Source organism: Acinetobacter sp. SwsAc5, from assembly GCF_013391485.1.
Classification (GTDB): Bacteria; Pseudomonadota; Gammaproteobacteria; order Pseudomonadales; family Moraxellaceae; genus Acinetobacter; species Acinetobacter towneri.
Genome location: NZ_JACAXD010000014.1, coordinates 1 through 19,523, shown reverse-complemented (window position 1 = coordinate 19,523; position 19,523 = coordinate 1). Strand labels below are relative to the sequence as shown.

18 protein-coding genes are annotated in these 19,523 nt (G+C 41.3%); 11 read left to right on the top strand and 7 right to left on the bottom strand.

What is annotated here, in order from left to right; all coding sequences use genetic code 11:
* Positions 1-83 precede the first annotated feature (83 nt).
* Complete coding sequence (locus HYG89_RS09505) at positions 84-1,265, top strand: transcriptional regulator (protein WP_178867247.1); 1,182 nt, start codon at positions 84-86, stop codon at positions 1,263-1,265.
* 57 nt (positions 1,266-1,322) lie between these two features.
* Here HYG89_RS09505 and HYG89_RS09500 read toward each other — a convergent pair whose 3' ends face one another.
* On the bottom strand, positions 1,323-2,318 hold the full coding sequence (locus tag HYG89_RS09500) for an alpha/beta hydrolase (protein WP_178867245.1): 996 nt from the start codon (positions 2,316-2,318) through the stop codon (positions 1,323-1,325).
* 246 nt (positions 2,319-2,564) lie between these two features.
* The gene (locus HYG89_RS09495; protein ID WP_178867243.1) at positions 2,565-3,737 is read right to left on the bottom strand and encodes an iron-containing alcohol dehydrogenase; all 1,173 of its coding nucleotides are present in this window, start codon (positions 3,735-3,737) and stop codon (positions 2,565-2,567) included.
* Between the two features lie 456 nt (positions 3,738-4,193).
* On the opposite strand from HYG89_RS09495, the gene HYG89_RS09490 reads away from it, so the two are divergent.
* The 5 genes from HYG89_RS09490 (at position 4,194) to HYG89_RS09470 (ending at position 11,647) form a co-directional block, all read left to right on the top strand.
* Positions 4,194-6,197 carry a hypothetical protein gene (locus tag HYG89_RS09490; RefSeq protein ID WP_178867241.1) on the top strand — a complete coding sequence of 668 codons (2,004 nt, stop codon included), beginning with the start codon at positions 4,194-4,196 and terminating at the stop codon, positions 6,195-6,197.
* A gap of 103 nt (positions 6,198-6,300) precedes the next feature.
* Complete coding sequence (locus tag HYG89_RS09485; protein WP_136144566.1) at positions 6,301-8,013, top strand: AAA family ATPase; 1,713 nt, start codon at positions 6,301-6,303, stop codon at positions 8,011-8,013.
* Between the two features lie 140 nt (positions 8,014-8,153).
* Complete coding sequence (locus HYG89_RS09480) at positions 8,154-9,137, top strand: ion transporter (RefSeq protein ID WP_096901190.1); 984 nt, start codon at positions 8,154-8,156, stop codon at positions 9,135-9,137.
* A gap of 283 nt (positions 9,138-9,420) precedes the next feature.
* Positions 9,421-10,341: a LysR family transcriptional regulator gene (locus tag HYG89_RS09475; protein WP_004976859.1), complete on the top strand. Its 921-nt coding sequence runs from the start codon at positions 9,421-9,423 to the stop codon at positions 10,339-10,341.
* 130 nt (positions 10,342-10,471) lie between these two features.
* Entirely contained in the window at positions 10,472-11,647 is a 1,176-nt protein-coding gene (locus HYG89_RS09470; RefSeq protein WP_178867239.1) for an MFS transporter, read from the top strand.
* Between the two features lie 85 nt (positions 11,648-11,732).
* Here HYG89_RS09470 and HYG89_RS09465 read toward each other — a convergent pair whose 3' ends face one another.
* Positions 11,733-12,188 (bottom strand): DUF441 domain-containing protein, encoded by a 456-nt coding sequence (locus tag HYG89_RS09465; RefSeq protein ID WP_004976854.1) that lies wholly within the window; start codon positions 12,186-12,188, stop codon positions 11,733-11,735.
* 159 nt (positions 12,189-12,347) lie between these two features.
* Between HYG89_RS09465 and HYG89_RS09460 the strand changes: the two genes are divergently transcribed.
* Positions 12,348-13,070: a pseudouridine synthase gene (locus HYG89_RS09460; protein ID WP_178867237.1), complete on the top strand. Its 723-nt coding sequence runs from the start codon at positions 12,348-12,350 to the stop codon at positions 13,068-13,070.
* Between the two features lie 101 nt (positions 13,071-13,171).
* Here HYG89_RS09460 and HYG89_RS09455 read toward each other — a convergent pair whose 3' ends face one another.
* The 3 genes from HYG89_RS09455 to HYG89_RS09445 form a co-directional block, all read right to left on the bottom strand.
* On the bottom strand, positions 13,172-13,615 hold the full coding sequence (locus HYG89_RS09455; RefSeq protein WP_004976850.1) for a GNAT family N-acetyltransferase: 444 nt from the start codon (positions 13,613-13,615) through the stop codon (positions 13,172-13,174).
* A gap of 93 nt (positions 13,616-13,708) precedes the next feature.
* Positions 13,709-14,065 carry a type II toxin-antitoxin system RelB/DinJ family antitoxin gene (locus tag HYG89_RS09450; protein ID WP_004976848.1) on the bottom strand — a complete coding sequence of 119 codons (357 nt, stop codon included), beginning with the start codon at positions 14,063-14,065 and terminating at the stop codon, positions 13,709-13,711.
* A 110-nt stretch (positions 14,066-14,175) separates the two neighbouring features.
* On the bottom strand, positions 14,176-15,090 hold the full coding sequence (locus HYG89_RS09445) for a pseudouridine synthase (protein WP_154320807.1): 915 nt from the start codon (positions 15,088-15,090) through the stop codon (positions 14,176-14,178).
* A gap of 216 nt (positions 15,091-15,306) precedes the next feature.
* Between HYG89_RS09445 and tsaE the strand changes: the two genes are divergently transcribed.
* From tsaE to hfq, 4 genes are all read left to right on the top strand, one after another.
* Positions 15,307-15,783: a tRNA (adenosine(37)-N6)-threonylcarbamoyltransferase complex ATPase subunit type 1 TsaE gene (tsaE, locus tag HYG89_RS09440; RefSeq protein ID WP_096901184.1), complete on the top strand. Its 477-nt coding sequence runs from the start codon at positions 15,307-15,309 to the stop codon at positions 15,781-15,783.
* Complete coding sequence (gene mutL, locus HYG89_RS09435; protein ID WP_154320806.1) at positions 15,776-17,758, top strand: DNA mismatch repair endonuclease MutL; 1,983 nt, start codon at positions 15,776-15,778, stop codon at positions 17,756-17,758. The genes tsaE and mutL overlap by 8 nt, the downstream gene beginning before the upstream one ends.
* Before the next feature lie 6 nt (positions 17,759-17,764).
* Positions 17,765-18,709, top strand: a complete 945-nt coding sequence (gene miaA / locus HYG89_RS09430) for a tRNA (adenosine(37)-N6)-dimethylallyltransferase MiaA (RefSeq protein ID WP_178867235.1) — start codon at positions 17,765-17,767, stop codon at positions 18,707-18,709.
* 92 nt (positions 18,710-18,801) lie between these two features.
* A complete protein-coding gene (gene hfq, locus HYG89_RS09425) occupies positions 18,802-19,299 on the top strand; it encodes an RNA chaperone Hfq (protein WP_178867233.1) in 498 nt (165 codons plus the stop codon).
* Between the two features lie 128 nt (positions 19,300-19,427).
* On the opposite strand, the gene HYG89_RS09420 is transcribed toward hfq, so the two are convergent.
* Positions 19,428-19,523: transposase domain-containing protein (locus HYG89_RS09420; protein WP_075175639.1), on the bottom strand; the 96-nt coding region annotated here is incomplete at its 5' end.

The following is a 19,523-nucleotide window of genomic DNA, read 5'->3' as shown; positions in this document are numbered from 1 at the left end:
GCAGGTTTACAAGCAGCGAACAAATCCTTACAAAAGTAAGCAGTACAATGGATGTAATGCCCACAGGATTGTGAGAATCAGTCATGATGAAAAAACAAGATCTATTGGAAAAAAAACTGCATATTGAACGGTTTAGACAAAGCAGTAGTTTATCGCCGCTTCATGCGCAGCAAATTCAGCAGAGTATTTTAAATTCTTGGCAACGCTCTGAAATTGCAGAAATTCCTGTAGATCGGCAGGCTGCTCCGTTAAATTCCAGTTTATCGCATCCGCAAGGCGGTTCGGCTTTACAGAGAGCTGTGCAAAATTGCGCAGAAGATTTAAAACATATCGCGCAGCAGTCCGACATGGTGGCAGCCGTGGGCGATGTGGGCAGTACGATTATTTGGACGGCAGCGAGCGCTCAAATGCGTAATGTGGCGGAACGAGTACATTTTGTAGAGGGTGGACAGTGGCGTGAAGAGTTGGTGGGTACCAATGCTTTGGCTTTGTCACTCAAAACTCAGCAAGCCAGTTGTGTGTTTTCCAGTGAACATTATATGTCATCGTTACATGACTGGGTTTGTTATGCCGCACCAATTTTAGACCCACATTCCAAACAAGTGTTGGGCGTGATTGATTTATCGACCACTTGGAAAAATCATAACAGTTTGGGTTTGTTGGCAGCAGAGCGCTGTGCTTCTTTAATTCAAAATGCGTTGCTGGAACAGCAAAAACAGCAGCTTTATATTCGCGCGTTTCGTGTGCCACAGGTGTTATTTAATGGCAAAGTGGTGGTGATGACACCGCGTCAAATTGAAATATTGGTGATTTTGGCACTTTGCCCACAAGGCATGAGTTTAGACACTTTACACCAAGCACTATATGGTGAGCGTAAAGTCAGCATGGGAACGCTAAAAGCTGAAATGTCGCAATTACGCGATATTTTAGGGGGGATGCTCGGCTCGCGTCCTTACCGAGTTTTGGCGCATATTGAAGCCGATTTTTTACAAGCTGAGCAGGCTTTAGATGCAGGTTATGTGCAGTCTGCCTTGCAAACGTGTGCAGGGGTATTTTTGGCGAAAACTGAAAGTCCATTTTTATGCGCATGGCGAGATTGTTTAGAATCACGCCTGAGTGATGCCATTTTTAATGCACAAGATACCGATGTATTGCTGAAACATTTGGCGCATAGCCCTGAAGCGATTGATGCGGTAGAGCGTTTAATTGAATTGATGCCAAAGGGGCATCCTGCACATCAAATTTTATTAAAATACACAGCTTAAGGGATGCATCAAGTCATTTAGCCGTTAATTCACTTCCTTTAGTTCTAGTTTTTAGTTTTATAGCCCCTTGCGGTTTAACCAGTCAAACAAGGACTGATATACTTCCGCACGGACTTCGGGCGCAGAAAGCACCAAATCATGCATGCCATTTTCAATTTGGCAAAGCTGAATATCACCATACATGTGATGCCCATATTTTTGCATATCTGCAACATCTAAAATTACGTCAGTGCGTTGCGCAATCTCATTCCATTGGCGTGGATAACTACTTTGACTCGCATGCATAATTAAGGTTGGTACACCCAAATGTACGCTAGCATGAATTTCTTTTTGCGCTTCATGAATTGCACGTACAAAACTTAATCGTACTTTAGGATAGCGCGGTTTTTTCCATTCCAAGTTAAATAGCCATTCACCATGATATTGTTTGTGTAGACTTGGTACATAAAATGGATTAAGGCGGCTTGGAAATTTCATTTCTGGCAGCAATTTGCCCAATTGGCTTAAACGAGGAATGCCGAATTTTTTCTCAATCTCGCTCATATTGAAATCATAAAAAGGGCTGTTGCACCATAAACCACGAATCAGTGGATGATTGGGATGATGTGCCACATACAACGTGGTGATTAATCCACCTGTTGAATGTCCCGCTAAAATCACTGAGTCATGTTCTTCTGCGGCAATTTGCTCAAGTGCAGCGGAAATTTCTGCATCATATTCAGACAAGCTGCGCACATTGTACCAATTTTGATGTGACAAATGCGAACGCCCATATTTACGTAAATCTAGGGCATAAAAGTCATAACCATGCTGATTAAACTGGTCTGCCATTTCTGTTTGAAAAAAATAGTCAATAAAACCATGAATATAAAGTACGGCTTTACGGGTTTCCTGTTCGGCTTTTTTGCGTACCAAGGTAGCAATCACTTTGCCTTCATAATCCGAAGGAAAATCCAGCGTCATTTGTTGGTAATCGGCACCCAAAATATCGGGTTGATAGCTTGGTGTTGTTTTTTGTTTTTTACTTAACAGCATAAGGTGTTCGTCATCCATTTTATTTTGACTATATCCTTGATGAGCTGTGCGCATTTGTCAAATTGAATTATGCAAACCCTCTGCATCTAAATCGCTTTAGTTTTATGCTGCGAGTTCATTTTGTTCTGAACAGCAAAAAAAGCAGAACGCATCTGAGATGGTTCTGCTAAAGGGAAGGATAAAAATAAAACAGCAAAAGAGGAAAATTGAAAAAAGGATGGGAAATGCTGAGCAAATCGTGATTCACTCAGCAGGAGATTCAAATTACATCGCGGCTTTAAAAATTTCGACCACTTGTGCATGATTGGCTTTACGTGGGTTGGTGAGCATGCAGGCATCTTTTTGTGCATTTTCAGCCATAATCGCCAAGTCATCTTCTTTAACGCCTAACTCTGCTAAACCTGTTGGAATACCAATTGAGCTAGATAATTCACGAATTGCATCAATTGCGGCATAGGCGGCTTCTGTGGTAGTTAATCCATCAGTATTTACCCCCATCAGTTCTGCAATATCTGCATAACGCTCAGGGCAGGCAATCAGGTTAAATTCGCAAACATGCGGCAGTAAAATTGCATTACAGACGCCGTGCGGCAAGTTGTAGAAACCACCGAGTTGATGCGCCATGGCATGCACATAACCCAATGAGGCATTATTAAATGCCATACCAGCCAAATATTGCGCATAGCTCATGGCATCACGTGCTTCAATATTTTCACCATTTGCCACGGCAGGGCTAAGCCACTGGCTAATCATACGAATAGCTTTTTCAGCGCAGGCATCGGTAATAGGATTGGCTGCAGTTGAAACGTAGGCTTCTACAGCATGGGTTAAGGCATCCATGCCTGTTGCTGCGGTTAAACCTGCAGGTTTGGCAATCATGAGTTTTGGATCATCAATGGCGATGAGTGGTGTGCAGCGCCAATCGACAATTGCCATTTTAACGTGCGTGTCGGTATTGGTAATGATACAGAAACGGGTCATTTCCGATGCTGTACCTGCTGTGGTGTTAATGGCAATTAGTGGAGTCATTGGCACGGTACTTTTATCAATGCCTTCATAATCACGAATATGCCCACCACCTGCGGTAACTAAGCCAATGCCTTTGGCACAGTCGTGTGAAGAACCGCCACCTAAAGACACAATAAAGTCGCATTGATTGGTATTGTAGGCATCGACACCGTTATGTACGTTAATGTCGGTTGGATTTGGCTCTGCACCTGCAAAGATATGACTGGCAACGCCTGCTTCGGTGAGATAGCCTGCAATGGTGTTGGCAACGCCAAATTTAAACAGTCCTTCATCTGTCACAATCAGGGCTTTTTTAGCGCCTAAATTTTGTGCTCTTACGCCAATTTCTTTGGCACAACCAGGGCCGAAGAGAGACACACAAGGAATATAAAAACCGTTGGTTTGATCTGCAATATTTTTAAAAGCCATGCTCAGATTCCTTCTTGCATTGGGTATTGGAATAATGTGTTGTTATCGCGGTGTTGAACCGTGATTTGAGTATTCAATGCTTTGTGGTGAAATCCTACCTACCAAACACCAACCCTATTTTCTGAGTAAATAATGCAAACTAATCAATTGAAATTTATTTGTTTTTTAATGGGTTTTTATTTTTTCTGAAGTGATGCGCAGGCTATAGGCAAGGGCTTAAATCTTGTTTATAGTGTTTTTGTATCTCTAATTTTAAGGTGTAGATACCGTTCACATAAATTTCAGGTGTAATTCAATTAATAAGTGGCTTAAGCTTGATTGAAGAATTGTCCACTTTTTGCAGATGGAAATAAAAAACAAAAAATAGGGATGTATCACGTGATGGGTCTAGTCGGTGCAATCAAATAAAAATAAGATGACACTTAGATAGACCGCACTTAAGCATGAGGAGCGTATATGCAGCCAATTTGCCAGCATAGCCAGTTGCATGCCGTTGCACAGCAATTGGTTCGTATTTCCAGTGTGGCCGCAGAAATCTATCAAGATCAAATGGATTTGGTTGGACATTTTACAGCACAAAATTTGTTTCGGATCGATCCTTTGCAGCATCGGGTCGAATTGCTGAATGGTCTGTTTAGTCTTGAATTTTATCCGCCAAAATCGCATACAAATTTAATAGAAACTCACTTTGAATTTGCGGGGAAACAGCAAGAAGCATTTGAAGATTTTTTCTTACATGATCTGCATTTTTTGACTGGGGATTTAAAACCGCAGCATTCTTTATTTTTGCGTAATCAGGCGCAGCAATTGCGACAATTGATTCTGCAGCAAGTTTACCTGTGGGTAGATGGTGCAGCACGGGTTAAGCAATTGTTATTGCATTTAGATGCAATGCAGGCACAAATTTTAGATCAGGCATTAATGCAGGCAGACGATCAGTATCAACCAGTATTGACCAAATTTGTGCAGCAAGGGCAGCACATTCCTGAAGATGTTTTAACTAACTTATCGATGCTGTGTGCTTTGGAATTTGTAGAGGGTGAAACCTTTTTGCCAGTGCAAGCACTGATGCAAAGTTATGATGATTTTTGTTTTAGTGCGACAGAATTTTTACCTAAAGCCATGCATCGTATTTTAAGTATTTCATTTCCTGAACGATTTAATTTGCAGGATTTAATCGATCATCAGGATGATATTCGGTTGTTGTATCGACATGCCGAAGAACATGGGCATTTATTGGGTTTTGCGCGTTTAATGCACCGTGAGGTGTGGCAGCGTTCCGATGCTTTGGCGAAACCGCATTTTTTAAAATCTTGCCCTTTAATTTGGCAAAAGAAAGTCGCCAAACTGCCGTTATTTGATTATCCACGTGCGGTGAATTGGCTGTTTAAACAGTCTGCACAAGTGTTGGATTGGCTTAGTTTAAATATTCATCATACCAGTGTGCGGGTGGCAGTGACTGCGCTCAGTTTTGTCGATTGTAGTCAGGCACATCCACGGATTATTTTGGCAACTTTGCAATATTTTCAATATTCAGCCGCACGTATGTTCATTCAAAGCTGTAATGTATATGCGACACAGCAAGCGTGGTTCGCACATGCGCATAATGTCAGTTTAATGCCGCATGGCGAAAAACAATCGTTGGATGATCCGCGGGTTGCCATTAGTCCTTCTATTTTGTATTTGGATGAATGGATGACTTTGCTGAAAACCGTGGCGCAACACGATGAGCATTTGGTCAAGCATGTATTTCGGCGTTTAAGTCGTGTCATGCAAAGTTATATGTTGTATTTACAGCAGATCACCCAAGATTTACCGACAGCTTTGTTGGACTATATTCAGTCTGATAGTCAGCAGCAACGTGACTTTTATACGGTATTGCAGCGTTATCAGATTCAGCCTGATGATTTTCGGCAGCGTTTTTATTTACGTGCGCACAATACACGCGTTTCAGTATTTGACAGTTATGTGCGTGACTATTTACTGGAGTATTTTGCAGCGCATACGCATATTCCAAAAAGTTTGAGTTGGTTGGGGTTGTTTCATCAAGCGGTGCATTGGCATCAACAAGTGTATAAAGCAGAGCTATTTGCCAAACTGAAAAAAGAAATTCCATGTAGCACATGGCAGGCGAAAAGCCCGCAGCAAATATTGTATTTTTCGGGTTGGTGTTTTGAAGAACTGACCGATTTAGACCGTATTATTGAAGAATCGAAAAACTTTAAACACTGTTTGGCACTGAGCTATGCCAAAGCCATGAGTGAAGGACAATATGTGGCATTTCACATGGCATCGCCACATTATGCGCAGCAATTGACCATGGGCTGTCACTTTAGGAATGGGCAACTTGAGTTTGATCAATTGGAATATCCAAATAATCAAAAAGCGGAACAATTGTTGGTTACTATCGCAGCGCAGTTTATTGCATGGCTGAATCCACAATTACCATCAAAGTCATAAGTTACAAGTCATAAGACAACTGTTGTCGTATTCACGGACTTGAGCCTTAACTTTTGGCTCAAAACTCGTTAGGCTATAGCCGTTCAATCATGGTATAGGTCTTATGAAACAGGAAACTGCACTTAAACTTTTAAAAGCAGGCGAAAATGTCTTTTTAACAGGCTCGGCTGGTGCGGGTAAAACCTATACCCTGAATCAATACATCAATTATTTAAAAGCGCGCAAAGTGCCAGTGGCAATTACGGCATCTACAGGCATTGCTGCAACGCACATGAATGGCATGACCATTCATACATGGGCAGGCATTGGTATTAAAGATTTTTTGTCCGATGCTGACCTGAAAAATATGAAAGAGCGCAAATATCTCAAAGAACATTTAGAAAATGCGCAAGTGCTGATTATTGATGAAATTTCGATGTTGCATGCTAAGCAACTGAATTTGGTCAATCAGGTTTTAAAATATTTTAAAGACAGTGATGACGCTTTTGGTGGTATTCAGGTGATTGTCGCGGGAGATTTTTTCCAGTTACCGCCTGTGGGAAAAAACGATGAGCGCAATCGTGACAAGTTCTGTTTTATGTCAGATGCGTGGGTCGAAGCTAAATTTCGGGTCTGTTATTTAACCGAGCAGCACCGTCAGGGCGATGACTACTTAAATGACATTCTCAATGCGATTCGTGCACAAAGTATTGATCATCAACATATTCAGGCTTTGGAACACACCCGTCATCAAGATATTGGCGACACTTTCACGCGTTTATATACGCACAATATGGATGTGGACAATATCAACTTTAAGCATTTGAATGAAATTGAAACTGAGAGCAAGCAGTTTGATGCCGTGTGTGATGGCAATGAAAAGTTGATTGAAACGCTGAAATCATCGGTACGTGCGCCTGAAATTTTAAATCTAAAAAAACATGCCAAAGTGATGTTTGTTAAAAACAACTTCGATATGGGCTATATCAACGGCAGTTTGGGCGAAGTGATTGGCTTTGAAGAAGATGATGATCACGGCATTTTACCTAAAGTAAAATTGACCGATGGCACAGTATTGTTGGTCGAGCCTGAAACTTGGTCGGTGGATAATGATGCAGGCAAAACCATTGCCAGTTTCCAGCAAATTCCGCTGCGTTTGGCATGGGCAATTACCATCCACAAATCACAAGGTATGACCTTAGAAGCGGCAGAAATCAATCTTAGCCATACTTTTGAAAAAGGGCAGGGTTATGTGGCGTTGTCACGATTAAAATCGTTAAGCGGTTTGCGTTTATTGGGATTTAATAGCCAAGCTTTGGAACTCGACAGTTTAGCGATTAAGGCTGACCGCCGTTTTCAGGAATTGTCTGAAGAAGCTGAAACGCACTATGAGCTGATGGATTTAACACCACAACATAATGCATTTATTCGTCACTGTGGTGGCACGTTGAACGAAACCGAAATTTTGCGCAATGAAAAGAAAATTGCCAAAGGTGGAAAAACCAATTATGCGACTGCCACGTTAGATGAAACCCGCGCTTTATTTGAAGAAGGTTATGATATTCAGGATATTGCAGTAGAGCGAGGTTTAACTCCTGCAACTATTATCAACCATTTGGCACGTTTGCAAAAAGAACAAAATCTGGATATTTCAGTGGCACATCCAGGTGAAGAAGTGGTGGAAGAGGTCCGTAAAATTTATAAGCGATTAATGAAGCGTCAAAATGCAGAGCACTTCAGCGATGATGGCGCAATTAAACTGCGCCCGATTGTTGAAGCGACTAGTCCACGCATGGGCTATGATCAGGTGCGTTTAGCATTGCTGTTTATTCAGTAGTTTAGTCATTTGGATAATGATGACTTATACTGCAATTCTGCATTAAAAATGCCCGCTTAACGTCACATAAAATACTATCGTTTTGAGAAAAACTTCGGTTAAACTGCCATCACTGTAAGCCTTAAAATATAATATTCGGTATGGCATTTACACCGTGGTACACATTTCGAAAATTTGTCTATAACAACTTACACGACGATGACTATGAAACATGGTTTAGTCGTTGCATTAACTATTTTTTAATTTTACTGATTTTAGGCAATGCCAGTGCGGTTATTTTAGAGTCGGTGAATGATGTCTATCTTGCCTATCAGGTATTTTTTGACCATTTTGAAAACTTTTCCATCGCAGTGTTTACGCTTGAATATTTGCTGCGGATTTGGAGTATTGCCGAAAAAGACCCGTTTATTTCGCCGTGGAAACAGCGTGTAAAATGGCTTACCAGCGGTGGGGCAATTATAGATTTGTTGGCGATTCTACCTGCTTATATTAACTTCTTTGTGCATCTAGATTTACGGTTCCTAAGAATTTTACGTTTGCTGCGTTTGTTAAAACTGACACGTTACTTTGTATCATTGCAAATTTTATTAAGAGTGATCGAACGGGAAAAAGGATCATTTCAGGCAGTCATTTTTATTCTCTCTATTATGATTGTGATGTCTGCCGCAGGTGTGTATGTGGTGGAAAGCAAGGCACAGCCTGAAGCCTTTAGCTCAATTCCCGCTTCGATGTGGTGGGCAGTGGTGACTTTAACCACAGTCGGTTATGGCGATGTCACACCAATTACCCCTTGGGGCAGAATTTTAGGTGCGTTAATTACGGTATTGGGTGTCGGCTTGGCAGCATTGCCTGCAGGTATTTTAGCCACAGGTTTAGCCAACGAACTTGAACAACGTAAGCAGCATTTAGGGTTGAAATTTAGAGAGCTATTGCAAAATAGTGAGATTGATCTGTTAAATGATCAAGAAAAAATTGAAGATTTACGCAAACAAGTTGGTTTAACCACTGAGCAAACCCAAGATATTTTATTGCAGTTAATTCGTGAGCGTCGTGAAGAAGAGCTGCGTTTAGAACAGGAGCCTTATAAATACTGCCCACATTGTGGAGAGAAGTTGTCGGAGTAAGCGAGGCTTGGGTTAAGAATTTCAATTCTAGTTTGGCTCTGCACGTTGGAAGCTTAAAACATGCTTGCTGAAAGCCATATTATTATTATGGAATTGTATTGATTTCGTAGTAAATATCATCGAATAAAAACTAAGATGAAGAAAACTCATTATTTACATGCTAAGATTAAATTAATTCATTATTAAATTGAATCATGTTTGGCTTTGTTTCTTATTTTGCAAAATAAAAATGCGACCTAGGTCTAAACATGCAGTCAATAACTTGAAAAACTAGGAACAAGCAATGCTTGAAATTCGCCACTTAAAAACGCTATCAGCCCTGCGTGAACATGGTTCTTTGGTTGCTGCCGCCAATGATTTATGTCTGACGCCATCTGCCATTTCTCATCAACTCAAAGAACTAGATCATTGGTATGGCGTAGAAGTGGTGAATCGCCGTAGTCGTCCTGTGACATTTTCCAATGTTGGGCAGCGTTTATTGAAACTGGCGGATGATGTCTTGCCACAAATTCAAATTACCCAAACCGATATTACCCGCATTGTGCATGGGCAAACGGGGCGGATTATTTTTTCTTCGGAATGTCACAGTTGTTTTGACTGGTTGATGCCGCTGCTGAATCAATATCGTCAGCAATACCCTGATGTAGATTTAGATTTTGCTTCAGGTTTTGAAGCCAATCCGCATGAATTATTGCAAAACGCAGAATTTGACCTATTGATTACTGCAGACCCGATTGCCTTAAAAGGTATCGAATATTTTCCAATTTTTGAATATGAATCGCGTTTGGTGTTGTCAAATACTCATCCTTTAGTACGTGCCGAGCGCATTACCGTACAGGAGTTGGCAGAAGAAACCCTGATTACCTATCCTGTCGATAAACACCGTTTAGATATTATGTCTAAGCTATTCATTCCAGCCAATATTCAGCCAAAAGCTATTCGTACTACAGATTTAACCCAAATGTTGATTCAACTGGTGGCGAGTGGGCGAGGGATTGGCGCATTGCCAGATTGGGTGGTGAATGAATATGAGCAAAAAGGCTGGGTAACTTCACGTCGTTTAGACTGCGTTGCTGCGGGAGGATTACGCCGTACCTTGTATGCGGGTTATCGTAGCGAAGAAAAAGAAAAGAGCTATTTTGAAGGCTTTTTGAAGCAATTAGAGAAATTTTCCCAAAAACGCACACAATATTATTCGAGTTAAAAATTGCACAATCAGCATTTTAAAGAGGATGCTGATTAATTGCTAAAAACACTAAGCTCATCTAAATCTCCACTAAAAACAGTGAGATGTTCTTGCTAAGCTTGCCTTGCGAAAATTAAGGGAGAGCGCTGTGAGTTCGGTACGTTGGCTGACCAAGGATTTATGGATTGTTGCTGCGGGTTTTATGGCAGCAATGCATATTGGCAAGTTGCCACCGACTGTACCCATCCTACAAGCTGAACTCGGAATTAGTTTGGTTCAGGCAGGTTTTTTGCTGTCTTTGGTACAAGCTGCGGGCATGTCTCTGGCGTTGTTGCTAGGCAGTTATACCGCAAAAATTGGCTTAAAACGCTGTGTACTTTTGGGTTTGTCTTTATTGGCAGGTGCAAGTTTTGTTGGTGGTTTTGTACATAGCTTTTCCGCACTATTAAGTCTGCGTGTAATTGAAGGTTTTGGCTTTTTACTGATTACACTCAGCGGCCCTGCATTTATTCGTCAACTGGTTGCAGTGGAGCAGTTGCCTGCCAAAATGGGGCTGTGGAGTGCCTATATGGGCGGTGGGATGGGTATTGGTTTACTAAGTACGCCGTTTTTACTGACCATCTTGGATTGGCAAGGCGTGTGGATGTGTTTTGGATTGTTATCCTTTGCGCTCGCAATCATCATTTATAAAGCCGTACCGAGTGTGCAGATCAGCACGCAAGCCATTGCCATCTTTGAACTGATTAAAAGCACTTTGAGCCATCCACCCGCATGGATATTGGCTTTGGTTTTTGGTGTTTATGCAGGGCAGTGGTTCAGTTTGGTGGGTTTTTTGCCGACCATTTATCAGCAATATCAAATATCTTTACAAACCGCAGGTGTGCTCACAGCTATGGTTGCAATGGCAAATGCGGTGGGCACATTTGTATGTGGGTTGTTATTACAGCGTGGGCTGAGAACGCAAGTGTTGATGCAAATGGGTTTTGCGATATTGATGCTATGCGCACTGAGTTTTTATATTTTGCGTGATGTTTTACCATTCATTGTGCAGTTTTTATTGGTCATCCATTTCTCTTTATTTGGTGGTTTAGTCGCAGCTGTGGTATTTGCGCAAGTACTTAATTTTGCACCACAACCGATTGCGATTAGTACCACCGTAGGTTTGGTGTTGCAGTGCTCAGCAATTTCACAATTTTTATTGCCGCCTGTGGTCGCAGCGATCGTATATGCCACAGGAACATGGCTTTGGGTTGGTATTTTAATGGCCGTTTTATCTGCAATGGGAATGATATTAACATCTATCTTGTTTCGCAAAGTGGCTTAGATTTGGATGGTTTTTATTGAAATTGGTTGATACAAGACGATGAATTCAAGCAAAACCATCTAAACCAAGCGTCCCTAAATCTATGTTAAGAATAGCCAATAAACAAGGTGAGAATTCCTGCTGCAATCAGTGGTCCCACAGGCACGCCACGTAGCACAGCAACACCTGCGACTGTACCAATCAATAAGCCTGCGACCACATCAGGCTGATTGGTCATGAGCTTGACACCACGCCCGCCTAACCATGCCACAAAAACACCAATTGCAATCGCAAGTAAAGATTTCCAACTCAGGAAAGATTTTAGAATTGCTTCGCCTGGAAGTTTGCCACTGGCAATGGGTGTCAGTACGCCAATGGTGAGAATGATAATGCCCAGGTTTAAGCCATGCTGCTGCAATAGTGGGAAAAATTCACTTAGCGGCGTAATTCTAAAAACAATCAGTACTGCTGCGGCAATGGTCACAGCCGTATTTTGGCTAAAAATACCGCATGCGAGTAGAACGATCAGCACCATCAGGTTAAGGTCTAATTGAGAGAGCATGGTGATCCATAAAAGGGGAAATAAATTGGAAAAGTGCAGTTATTGTAACTGTTTTGAACTACAAGCGGGCAAGGTACGCAATGTGTTCAGAATTTACGGTGTATTTGGTTTAGAATAGCAGCAAATATATTTATACTTTTTATCATTAGGTCGCTCATCATGTTGTTGGAAAAAATGTTGCAATCACAAGGCTTTGGATCACGTAAACATTGCCAACAACTCATTAAAAATGGTGCAGTCACCATTATGGGCGAAACCCAGACCAATCCTAAATTCGCGATAAAAATTGCGCCTGAAACGGTTTTGCAATTTTCGGTGTATGGGCAAAATTATCAATATCGTGAAAAGGTCTATATCGCCTTACATAAACCACAAGGCTATGAGTGTTCGCATCAGGCGACCCATCATTTTAGTGTGTTTGACTTGTTTGATGATGTATTGCTGAATCGTGGTTTGCAGTGTGTTGGACGCTTAGATCAGGACACCACAGGGCTGTTATTGCTGACGGATGATGGACAGTTTTTACAAGCATTGACCCATCCTAAAAAGCATGTGGCAAAAGTGTATGCTATGCACACCGCAGACCCGATTAATGCAACACAAATCCAGCAACTTGAGCAGGGTGTCGCATTGCGCAATGAATCAGGGACATTTGCTGCAACAGAGGTACAACAGCTTGCTGAACATGAATTGCAGATGACCATTCATCAAGGTGTTTATCACCAAGTTAAACGTATGCTGGCAGCAGTGGGCAATAAAGTAGAACAATTACATCGTCAGCAAGTTGGTGCATTAAACTTGACTGATTTGGCTTTAGATGTGGGTGAATGGATGTATTTAAGCCCTAAACAAGTCGAATTGGCAAAAAACCGTATGGAATAAATGAGGTTCTGCTGAACTTTCATCAATAGCTTATGATCAATGGCTTGGGCTAGGTTAAATTTAAACCCTTTGCCTAAAGCCGTAATCGTCAGATCAGGTGACTATTTTAAAAAGCAGTGATAAGTCTGGAATTCATCATCTTTGACAAAGCCCATCTTTTCATACAATTGGTGGGATTGGTAATTACTTTTTTGTGTTTCAAGGCTAATCCGTAGCGCATTTTCATGTCGTGCAAATAAAATTGCAGTATCAATGAGCTGTTTGGCCGAACCTTGTCGTCTAAAAACAGGGGTGACATAAACGTCATCTAAAATATAGTAGGTCGAGCAGGCAACCGAAGAAAAGCCTAAATAAAGTAATACAAATCCAGTGATTTTTTGATCTTTGATATGAATGAAAATCACACTTTCCTGATTTTCAAAACGCTGTTTTAAGAATGCTGCTGAAAGGCTTAAATTCGAGGATGCACCATAAAACTGACGATACTCATCGAACAATACAGCAAGCTGGTCTAAGTCTTCTAAAGTGGCACGTCTTACAATCATTACGATACTCCATGCTTTTTTATTGTCCTTGCATGAAGCATAGCTAAGTTTTTAAAGTAAATTTTTAAAGAATTGTTTAAAAATGCAACACTGTTAATTTTTGTCAGTTTCACCCAAAATTGCATTGAGTTCATCAAACAAGTCTAGATGTTCATCATCCAGTTCAAAATCTTCAACACTATTATTGCCAGTTACAGATGCTTCATTGCTTGGGGTTGCATCCACTAGCGTTGCTTTTTGCTCTTGTTTTAATTTGCGTAACTTAATCAATTGTTCCAGATTAATATTCTGATTTTCAATTGAAAAGGGAATTGATTTAGTCAGCACGACTTGCTTAAAAAACAAACGTACCGCTTGCGCAGGCGTAATCCCCAACTGTTTAAACACAGCAAAGGCTTGTTTTTTCTCTTGAGAGTCCAAGCGTACTTGATAGACTTCAGTTTTTCTCATAATTTTTAATAGAAGGAAATAGATTTAAATTTTAGCAATATTGTAAACAATTCATTTGTAATTTCAATATGACTACAACGAAAATCCACTATTTTGTAATGACAAACATATTACAATGTCAATTCTTGCTGTGCGCTAAAGTGGAATTGTTGCTGGCTAATCGGGTCAAAAAAACTTAAATGCTTGGCAAGCAATTGTAGCGGTGCAGAAAAATCATCTGCTTGTTTGTGCTGTAAAATGGGATAAAACGGGTCGTTCTTAATCGCAATACCTAAGCTATTTAAATGCACACGCAGTTGGTGCTGCTTGCCTGTTGTAGGCTTTAATTCATATTTTGCCCATGTTTGATTATGTTCAAGCAAACGAATTTCTGTTTCGCTGTTAGGTGTGCCTGCCACGACGTGCATCAAATAAAAAGGTTCACCTTTTTCCATGCGTAATTGCACAGTACATGGTAGTGACAAATTAGCTTGATAAGGCGCAATGGCATGGTAGGTTTTTTGCACCTGACGTTCTGCAAATAATTGCTGATACACCGCCCGAGTTTCTGGTTGTTTGGAAAACAGCACCACACCCGCAGTTTCGCGGTCTAAACGATGAATAGGTGTGAGCTGCTCATTCTGTGTTTGTTTTTTTAAGCGTACTAATAGGGTTTCTTGTACATATTGCCCTGTAGGGCTCATGGTCAAAAAATGTGGTTTATCTACAACCAATAAGTGTTCATTTTCAAATAAAACTTGATGCTGAAAAGGCACGGCAACTTCATGCGCTAAAAAACGATAATAAAAAATATCCTGATGTGCGCTATAAGGTGTATCTAAATCTAAACGCTTGCCTTCGGCATCATAAACCAGACCATCCTCAAAGCGTTGCAGCCATTCCTGTGCAGAAATATGGGCAAACTGGGCACATAAATAACGAAAAATTGATTCAGGCTGTGTGCTTAATTTGGGTAAATGCAATTTGCTGGCGCTCACACCATCTAGCATTGGTGGAACAAAGGTGTTGGGATGAGTCGACTTCATCTGCAAATTGCTCATATTCAGGTGGGAGAGTTTCTTTTTCATTATATTGAAAATAGCCTAAGCAGTTTGGGTGCTAAGCTTAATAATCTTGATTCATTGCCTTGTCTAAACTTGTTATAAATTGTCCACATTTACACAGTTTTATCCATCAGTACATAGGCTTTAAAGCAGTGCGATGCTATCATAATTGGTCTTTTGAATCATGTCGTGAGCGTTATGCAGTATTCATTTAATTTGGCTTTAAATAATGAGCAAGATACCCAAAATCTGGCGCAGGTTTTGGCAACGCATTTTCGGTCGGGTGTGATTTATTTAATTGGTGATTTAGGCGCAGGAAAAACCACTTTATCGCGTTATTTTCTACAGCATTTGGGGCATCAGGGCGCGGTTAAAAGCCCGACTTACACCTTGGTGGAACCTTATCAAATACAAGGACAAGATATTTTTCATTTTGATTTATATCGTTTAAATGATCCTTATGAATTAGAGCTGATGGGCATTCGTGATTATTTAGAAACCCCAAATGCCTTGTTTTTATTTGAATGGCCATCAAAAGGTGGCGATGAAATTCCGCCCGCAGACCTGATCATTGAAATTAAAAAATCGGAAGATGAATTAAGCCGTACTGCAACGCTAAGTTCGTCTTCGGTTGCATTACAACAAGCTTTGGAGCAACAATTTAATCATGCCTAATGATGTGTTAAATCTACGTCGGATCCACACGCTTGAACCTGCCTTAGCCAACCAAATTGCTGCAGGTGAGGTGATTGAACGTCCTGCCTCTGTGGTCAAAGAACTACTAGAAAACTCCATTGATGCAGGTGCAACCGAGCTAATTATTCGGGTGGCACAAGGCGGCAGTACACTCATTGAAATTATTGATAATGGTCGTGGCATTCATGCTGAAGATTTGCCTTTGGCGGTGACTCGTCACGCGACCAGTAAAATTCAAACGGCTGATGATTTACATGCTATTGTCAGTTTAGGCTTTCGTGGTGAAGCACTGGCATCAATTGCAGCAGTATCGCGTTTGACTTTGGTCAGTAGCCAAACTGAAGATGGTGTCGGTTATCAGGTCGAAGTCAATGGCACTGCCTTTGACCATCAAGATATTCAGGCCGTTGCTGCACAAAAAGGCACACATATTCGGGTACAGGATTTATTTTTTAATGTGCCTGCACGACGTAAATTCCTGAAAAAAGCGGGTACAGAATTCGGACATATTGAAGAAATTGTGCGTCGTTTGGCACTCACACATTTCGATATTCGTTTTGTTTTGGAACACAACGACAGCATTAAACTGAATTTACCCATTGCAGACAGTGGCGAATTGCGTTTTCAGCGCGTGCAGCAACTTTTAGGACGAAACTTTGTCGAAAATGCCTATTGGATTGATGCTGATAGTGTCACCATGCGCTTATCGGGTTGGTTGGGGCATCCTTCCGATGCACGTTCACAAGCCGATTTACAGTATGTGTATGTGAATGGACGTATTGTAAAAGACAAGACCATCTCCCATGCTTTGCGTATGGCATACGAAGGTATTTTGCATGGACATCAACATGCTGCATATTTGCTATTTTTAGAAGTAGAACCTGAAAATATTGATGTCAATGTGCATCCGACCAAGCATGAAATTCGCTTTTTAAATCAGCGAGAAGTGCATGAGTTTGTAAGACATTACGCCAAAGAAACCTTAGCTCAATTTCAAACTGCAACTGCAGATTTAGCTACAGCCATGAAAGCCGATCCTATCGAACAAGCTGCGCCTTATGTGGTGCAACCGCGTTATCAGGAACAATTTTTACTGCACAAACATGCCGAGGCAAATCCTTACAATTCCGCTGACGATGCAGTAGATGCGTACACGATGCAGCCCGCTTCACAAGCGGGAAGTGAGTTACTTACCGATTTTAATCAGAGTCAGCCGCAGACAGTTCAATATAACCGACCTGTGCAGAGTAATTATCAAGGTTCGCAACAGCTCAACAATGCTTTAAAAAGCTATCTCGCGCCTTTACGTGATCTAGATCAAGACTCAGCCAATCTTACGCAAACAAACACAACACCTGCGGTGGATGAGCATCCGCTCGGCATTGCAATTGCGCAATTGCATGGTATTTACATTCTGGCGCAAAACAGTGAAGGCTTGATTATTGTAGATATGCATGCCGCCCATGAACGAATTGTGTTGCAACAGATGAAAGCCGCTTGGGATAAACCTGAGTTTTGGACTTCGCAGCAATTGCTGATCCCCAAAGTTATCAGCATTAGCCGCATGCAAGCCATGCGGGTGGATGATTTAAAAGAACAATTGGCACGACTGGGCTTGGAAATAGACCAATATGGCGATGAACAGGTCATTGTGCGCGGTGTGCCCGCGATTTTGCATAAGGCAGATTTTGCCGAATTAATTCCTGAATTACTTGATGATTTAGACCCGAATGATGAGGCGCAAGCCTTGTTGCAAAAGCGTGATCATATTTTGGCGGGAATGGCATGTCATAGTGCAGTACGTGCACATCGGATGTTAAGTCTTTCTGAAATGAATGCCTTATTGCGTCAAATGGAACAAACCGAATTTGCTAGCCAATGTAATCATGGTCGCCCGACTTGGCGTGCCTTTCCATTGGCACAACTAGATAAACTTTTTGCTCGAGGAGAGTAGCGTTACATGTCAAATCAATTGCCGGTCATCAATTTAATGGGACCAACTGCAAGCGGTAAAACTGCTTTGGCATGTGAGCTGTATGAAATGGGGCATTTTGAGCTGATTTCAGTCGATTCTGCGCTAGTTTATCGAGATATGGATATTGGTACAGCCAAACCAACTAAAGCGGAACAGGCGCGTTATCCGCATCATTTGATTGATATTATCAGCCCGCTTGAAGTGTATTCTGCTGCACAATTTGTCGAAGATGCCTGCGCCTTGATTGACGATATGCACGCGATAGGAAAAACCCCAATTTTAGTGGGCGGAACCATGCTGTATTTTAAGGCATTGCTTGAAGGTTTATCTTCAAATTTACCCAGTGCCAATTACCAAGTACGTGCTGAAATTGAAGATAAAGCCGCGCGTGAAGGTTGGGAGGCTGTATATGCAGAATTATGTGCGGTAGATGCATTGGCGGGACAAAAGTTTAAAGTGTCCGATAAGCAACGTATTATTCGTGCTTTGGAAGTTTATAAATTAACAGGCACACCAATTACCCAACTGCAAGCAGAACAACCTAAAAATGTACCATATCGTTACACTTTTCATAACCACGCCTTAGTGCCTGATCGGATAGAATTACATCAGCGTATTGAAAAACGCTTAGAGATCATGTGGGAAATGGGTTTTTTAAATGAGGTGCGTCATCTTATTGAAAAATACGATTTAGATGCAAATTTACCATCCATGCGCTCTGTCGGTTATCGTCAAGCTTTAGAGTTTTTACAAAAAGGTGATAAAAGTCGCGGAAAAATGCAGGAAATGGAGGATAAGGCGCTATTTGCAACACGACAACTTGCGAAACGTCAATATACTTGGCTCAGATCGTTGCAAGAATCGCATAAATTTCACACATATTTTACGATAAAGCAGGCTCAAGAAGACTTGCGAAACTGCTACGGATAAAGCAAAATTTACACACTGTCTTTTTTATAATTTTTAATTGAAAAATAAAGATAGTTTTTGCGCTGATTTTTAATTATTTTTGGAGTTATAACATGTCTAAAGGTCAAACTTTACAAGATCCGTTCTTAAATTCTCTCCGTAAAGAACGTATTCCTGTTTCTATCTTCCTTGTGAACGGTATCAAGCTACAAGGTCATATTGAATCTTTTGACCAATATGTTGTTTTATTGAAAAACACGGTAAGCCAAATGGTTTACAAACATGCAATTTCTACAGTTGTTCCTGCGCGTAATCCACGTCCAGCGGGTGCACCAGCAGGCGGTCAAAGCGCAGGCTTTGGCGGTCAAGGTGGCTTCGGCGGTCAAGGTGGCTTCGGTGGTCAAGGTGGCGGCTTCGGCGGTCAAGGTGGTGGCTTCGGTGGTCAAGGTGGCGGCTTCGGTGGTCAAGGTGGCGGCTTCGGCGGTCAAGGTGGCTTCGGTGGTCAAGGTGGCGGCTTTGGCGGTCAAGGTGGCTTCGGTGGTCAGTCTGCAAGCGGTTTTGACAACGATTCTAAATTTGAAGAATCTCAAGAAGACGACAACAATCGTTAATTGATATTCTGAAAAAAAGCCTCTCATTTTGAGAGGCTTTTTTTATGTCTTACTCTTTTTCTGGTCAATTTACATACTCTGATTTATAAGCTTAAGTGTAAGCGTCCGCTGAACCCCATGCCTATTTTTTAATTCGGTTCCGGTTTCCAGCGGTGTGGTAGCAATTCTTCAATCTGAGTCACTTTATGTGTCGGCAACCTTTTCAGCACATCACTTAAATAGGC

Coding starts and splice junctions, on each gene's coding strand:
- HYG89_RS09505 (WP_178867247.1), top strand. CDS start 84: ATGATGAAAAAACAAGATCTATTGGAAAAAAAACTGCATATTGAACGG.
- HYG89_RS09500 (WP_178867245.1), bottom strand. CDS start 2,318: ATGGATGACGAACACCTTATGCTGTTAAGTAAAAAACAAAAAACAACA.
- HYG89_RS09495 (WP_178867243.1), bottom strand. CDS start 3,737: ATGGCTTTTAAAAATATTGCAGATCAAACCAACGGTTTTTATATTCCT.
- HYG89_RS09490 (WP_178867241.1), top strand. CDS start 4,194: ATGCAGCCAATTTGCCAGCATAGCCAGTTGCATGCCGTTGCACAGCAA.
- HYG89_RS09485 (WP_136144566.1), top strand. CDS start 6,301: ATGAAACAGGAAACTGCACTTAAACTTTTAAAAGCAGGCGAAAATGTC.
- HYG89_RS09480 (WP_096901190.1), top strand. CDS start 8,154: ATGGCATTTACACCGTGGTACACATTTCGAAAATTTGTCTATAACAAC.
- HYG89_RS09475 (WP_004976859.1), top strand. CDS start 9,421: ATGCTTGAAATTCGCCACTTAAAAACGCTATCAGCCCTGCGTGAACAT.
- HYG89_RS09465 (WP_004976854.1), bottom strand. CDS start 12,188: ATGCTCTCTCAATTAGACCTTAACCTGATGGTGCTGATCGTTCTACTC.
- HYG89_RS09460 (WP_178867237.1), top strand. CDS start 12,348: ATGTTGTTGGAAAAAATGTTGCAATCACAAGGCTTTGGATCACGTAAA.
- HYG89_RS09455 (WP_004976850.1), bottom strand. CDS start 13,615: ATGATTGTAAGACGTGCCACTTTAGAAGACTTAGACCAGCTTGCTGTA.
- HYG89_RS09450 (WP_004976848.1), bottom strand. CDS start 14,065: ATGAGAAAAACTGAAGTCTATCAAGTACGCTTGGACTCTCAAGAGAAA.
- HYG89_RS09445 (WP_154320807.1), bottom strand. CDS start 15,090: ATGAAGTCGACTCATCCCAACACCTTTGTTCCACCAATGCTAGATGGT.
- tsaE (WP_096901184.1), top strand. CDS start 15,307: ATGCAGTATTCATTTAATTTGGCTTTAAATAATGAGCAAGATACCCAA.
- mutL (WP_154320806.1), top strand. CDS start 15,776: ATGCCTAATGATGTGTTAAATCTACGTCGGATCCACACGCTTGAACCT.
- miaA (WP_178867235.1), top strand. CDS start 17,765: ATGTCAAATCAATTGCCGGTCATCAATTTAATGGGACCAACTGCAAGC.
- hfq (WP_178867233.1), top strand. CDS start 18,802: ATGTCTAAAGGTCAAACTTTACAAGATCCGTTCTTAAATTCTCTCCGT.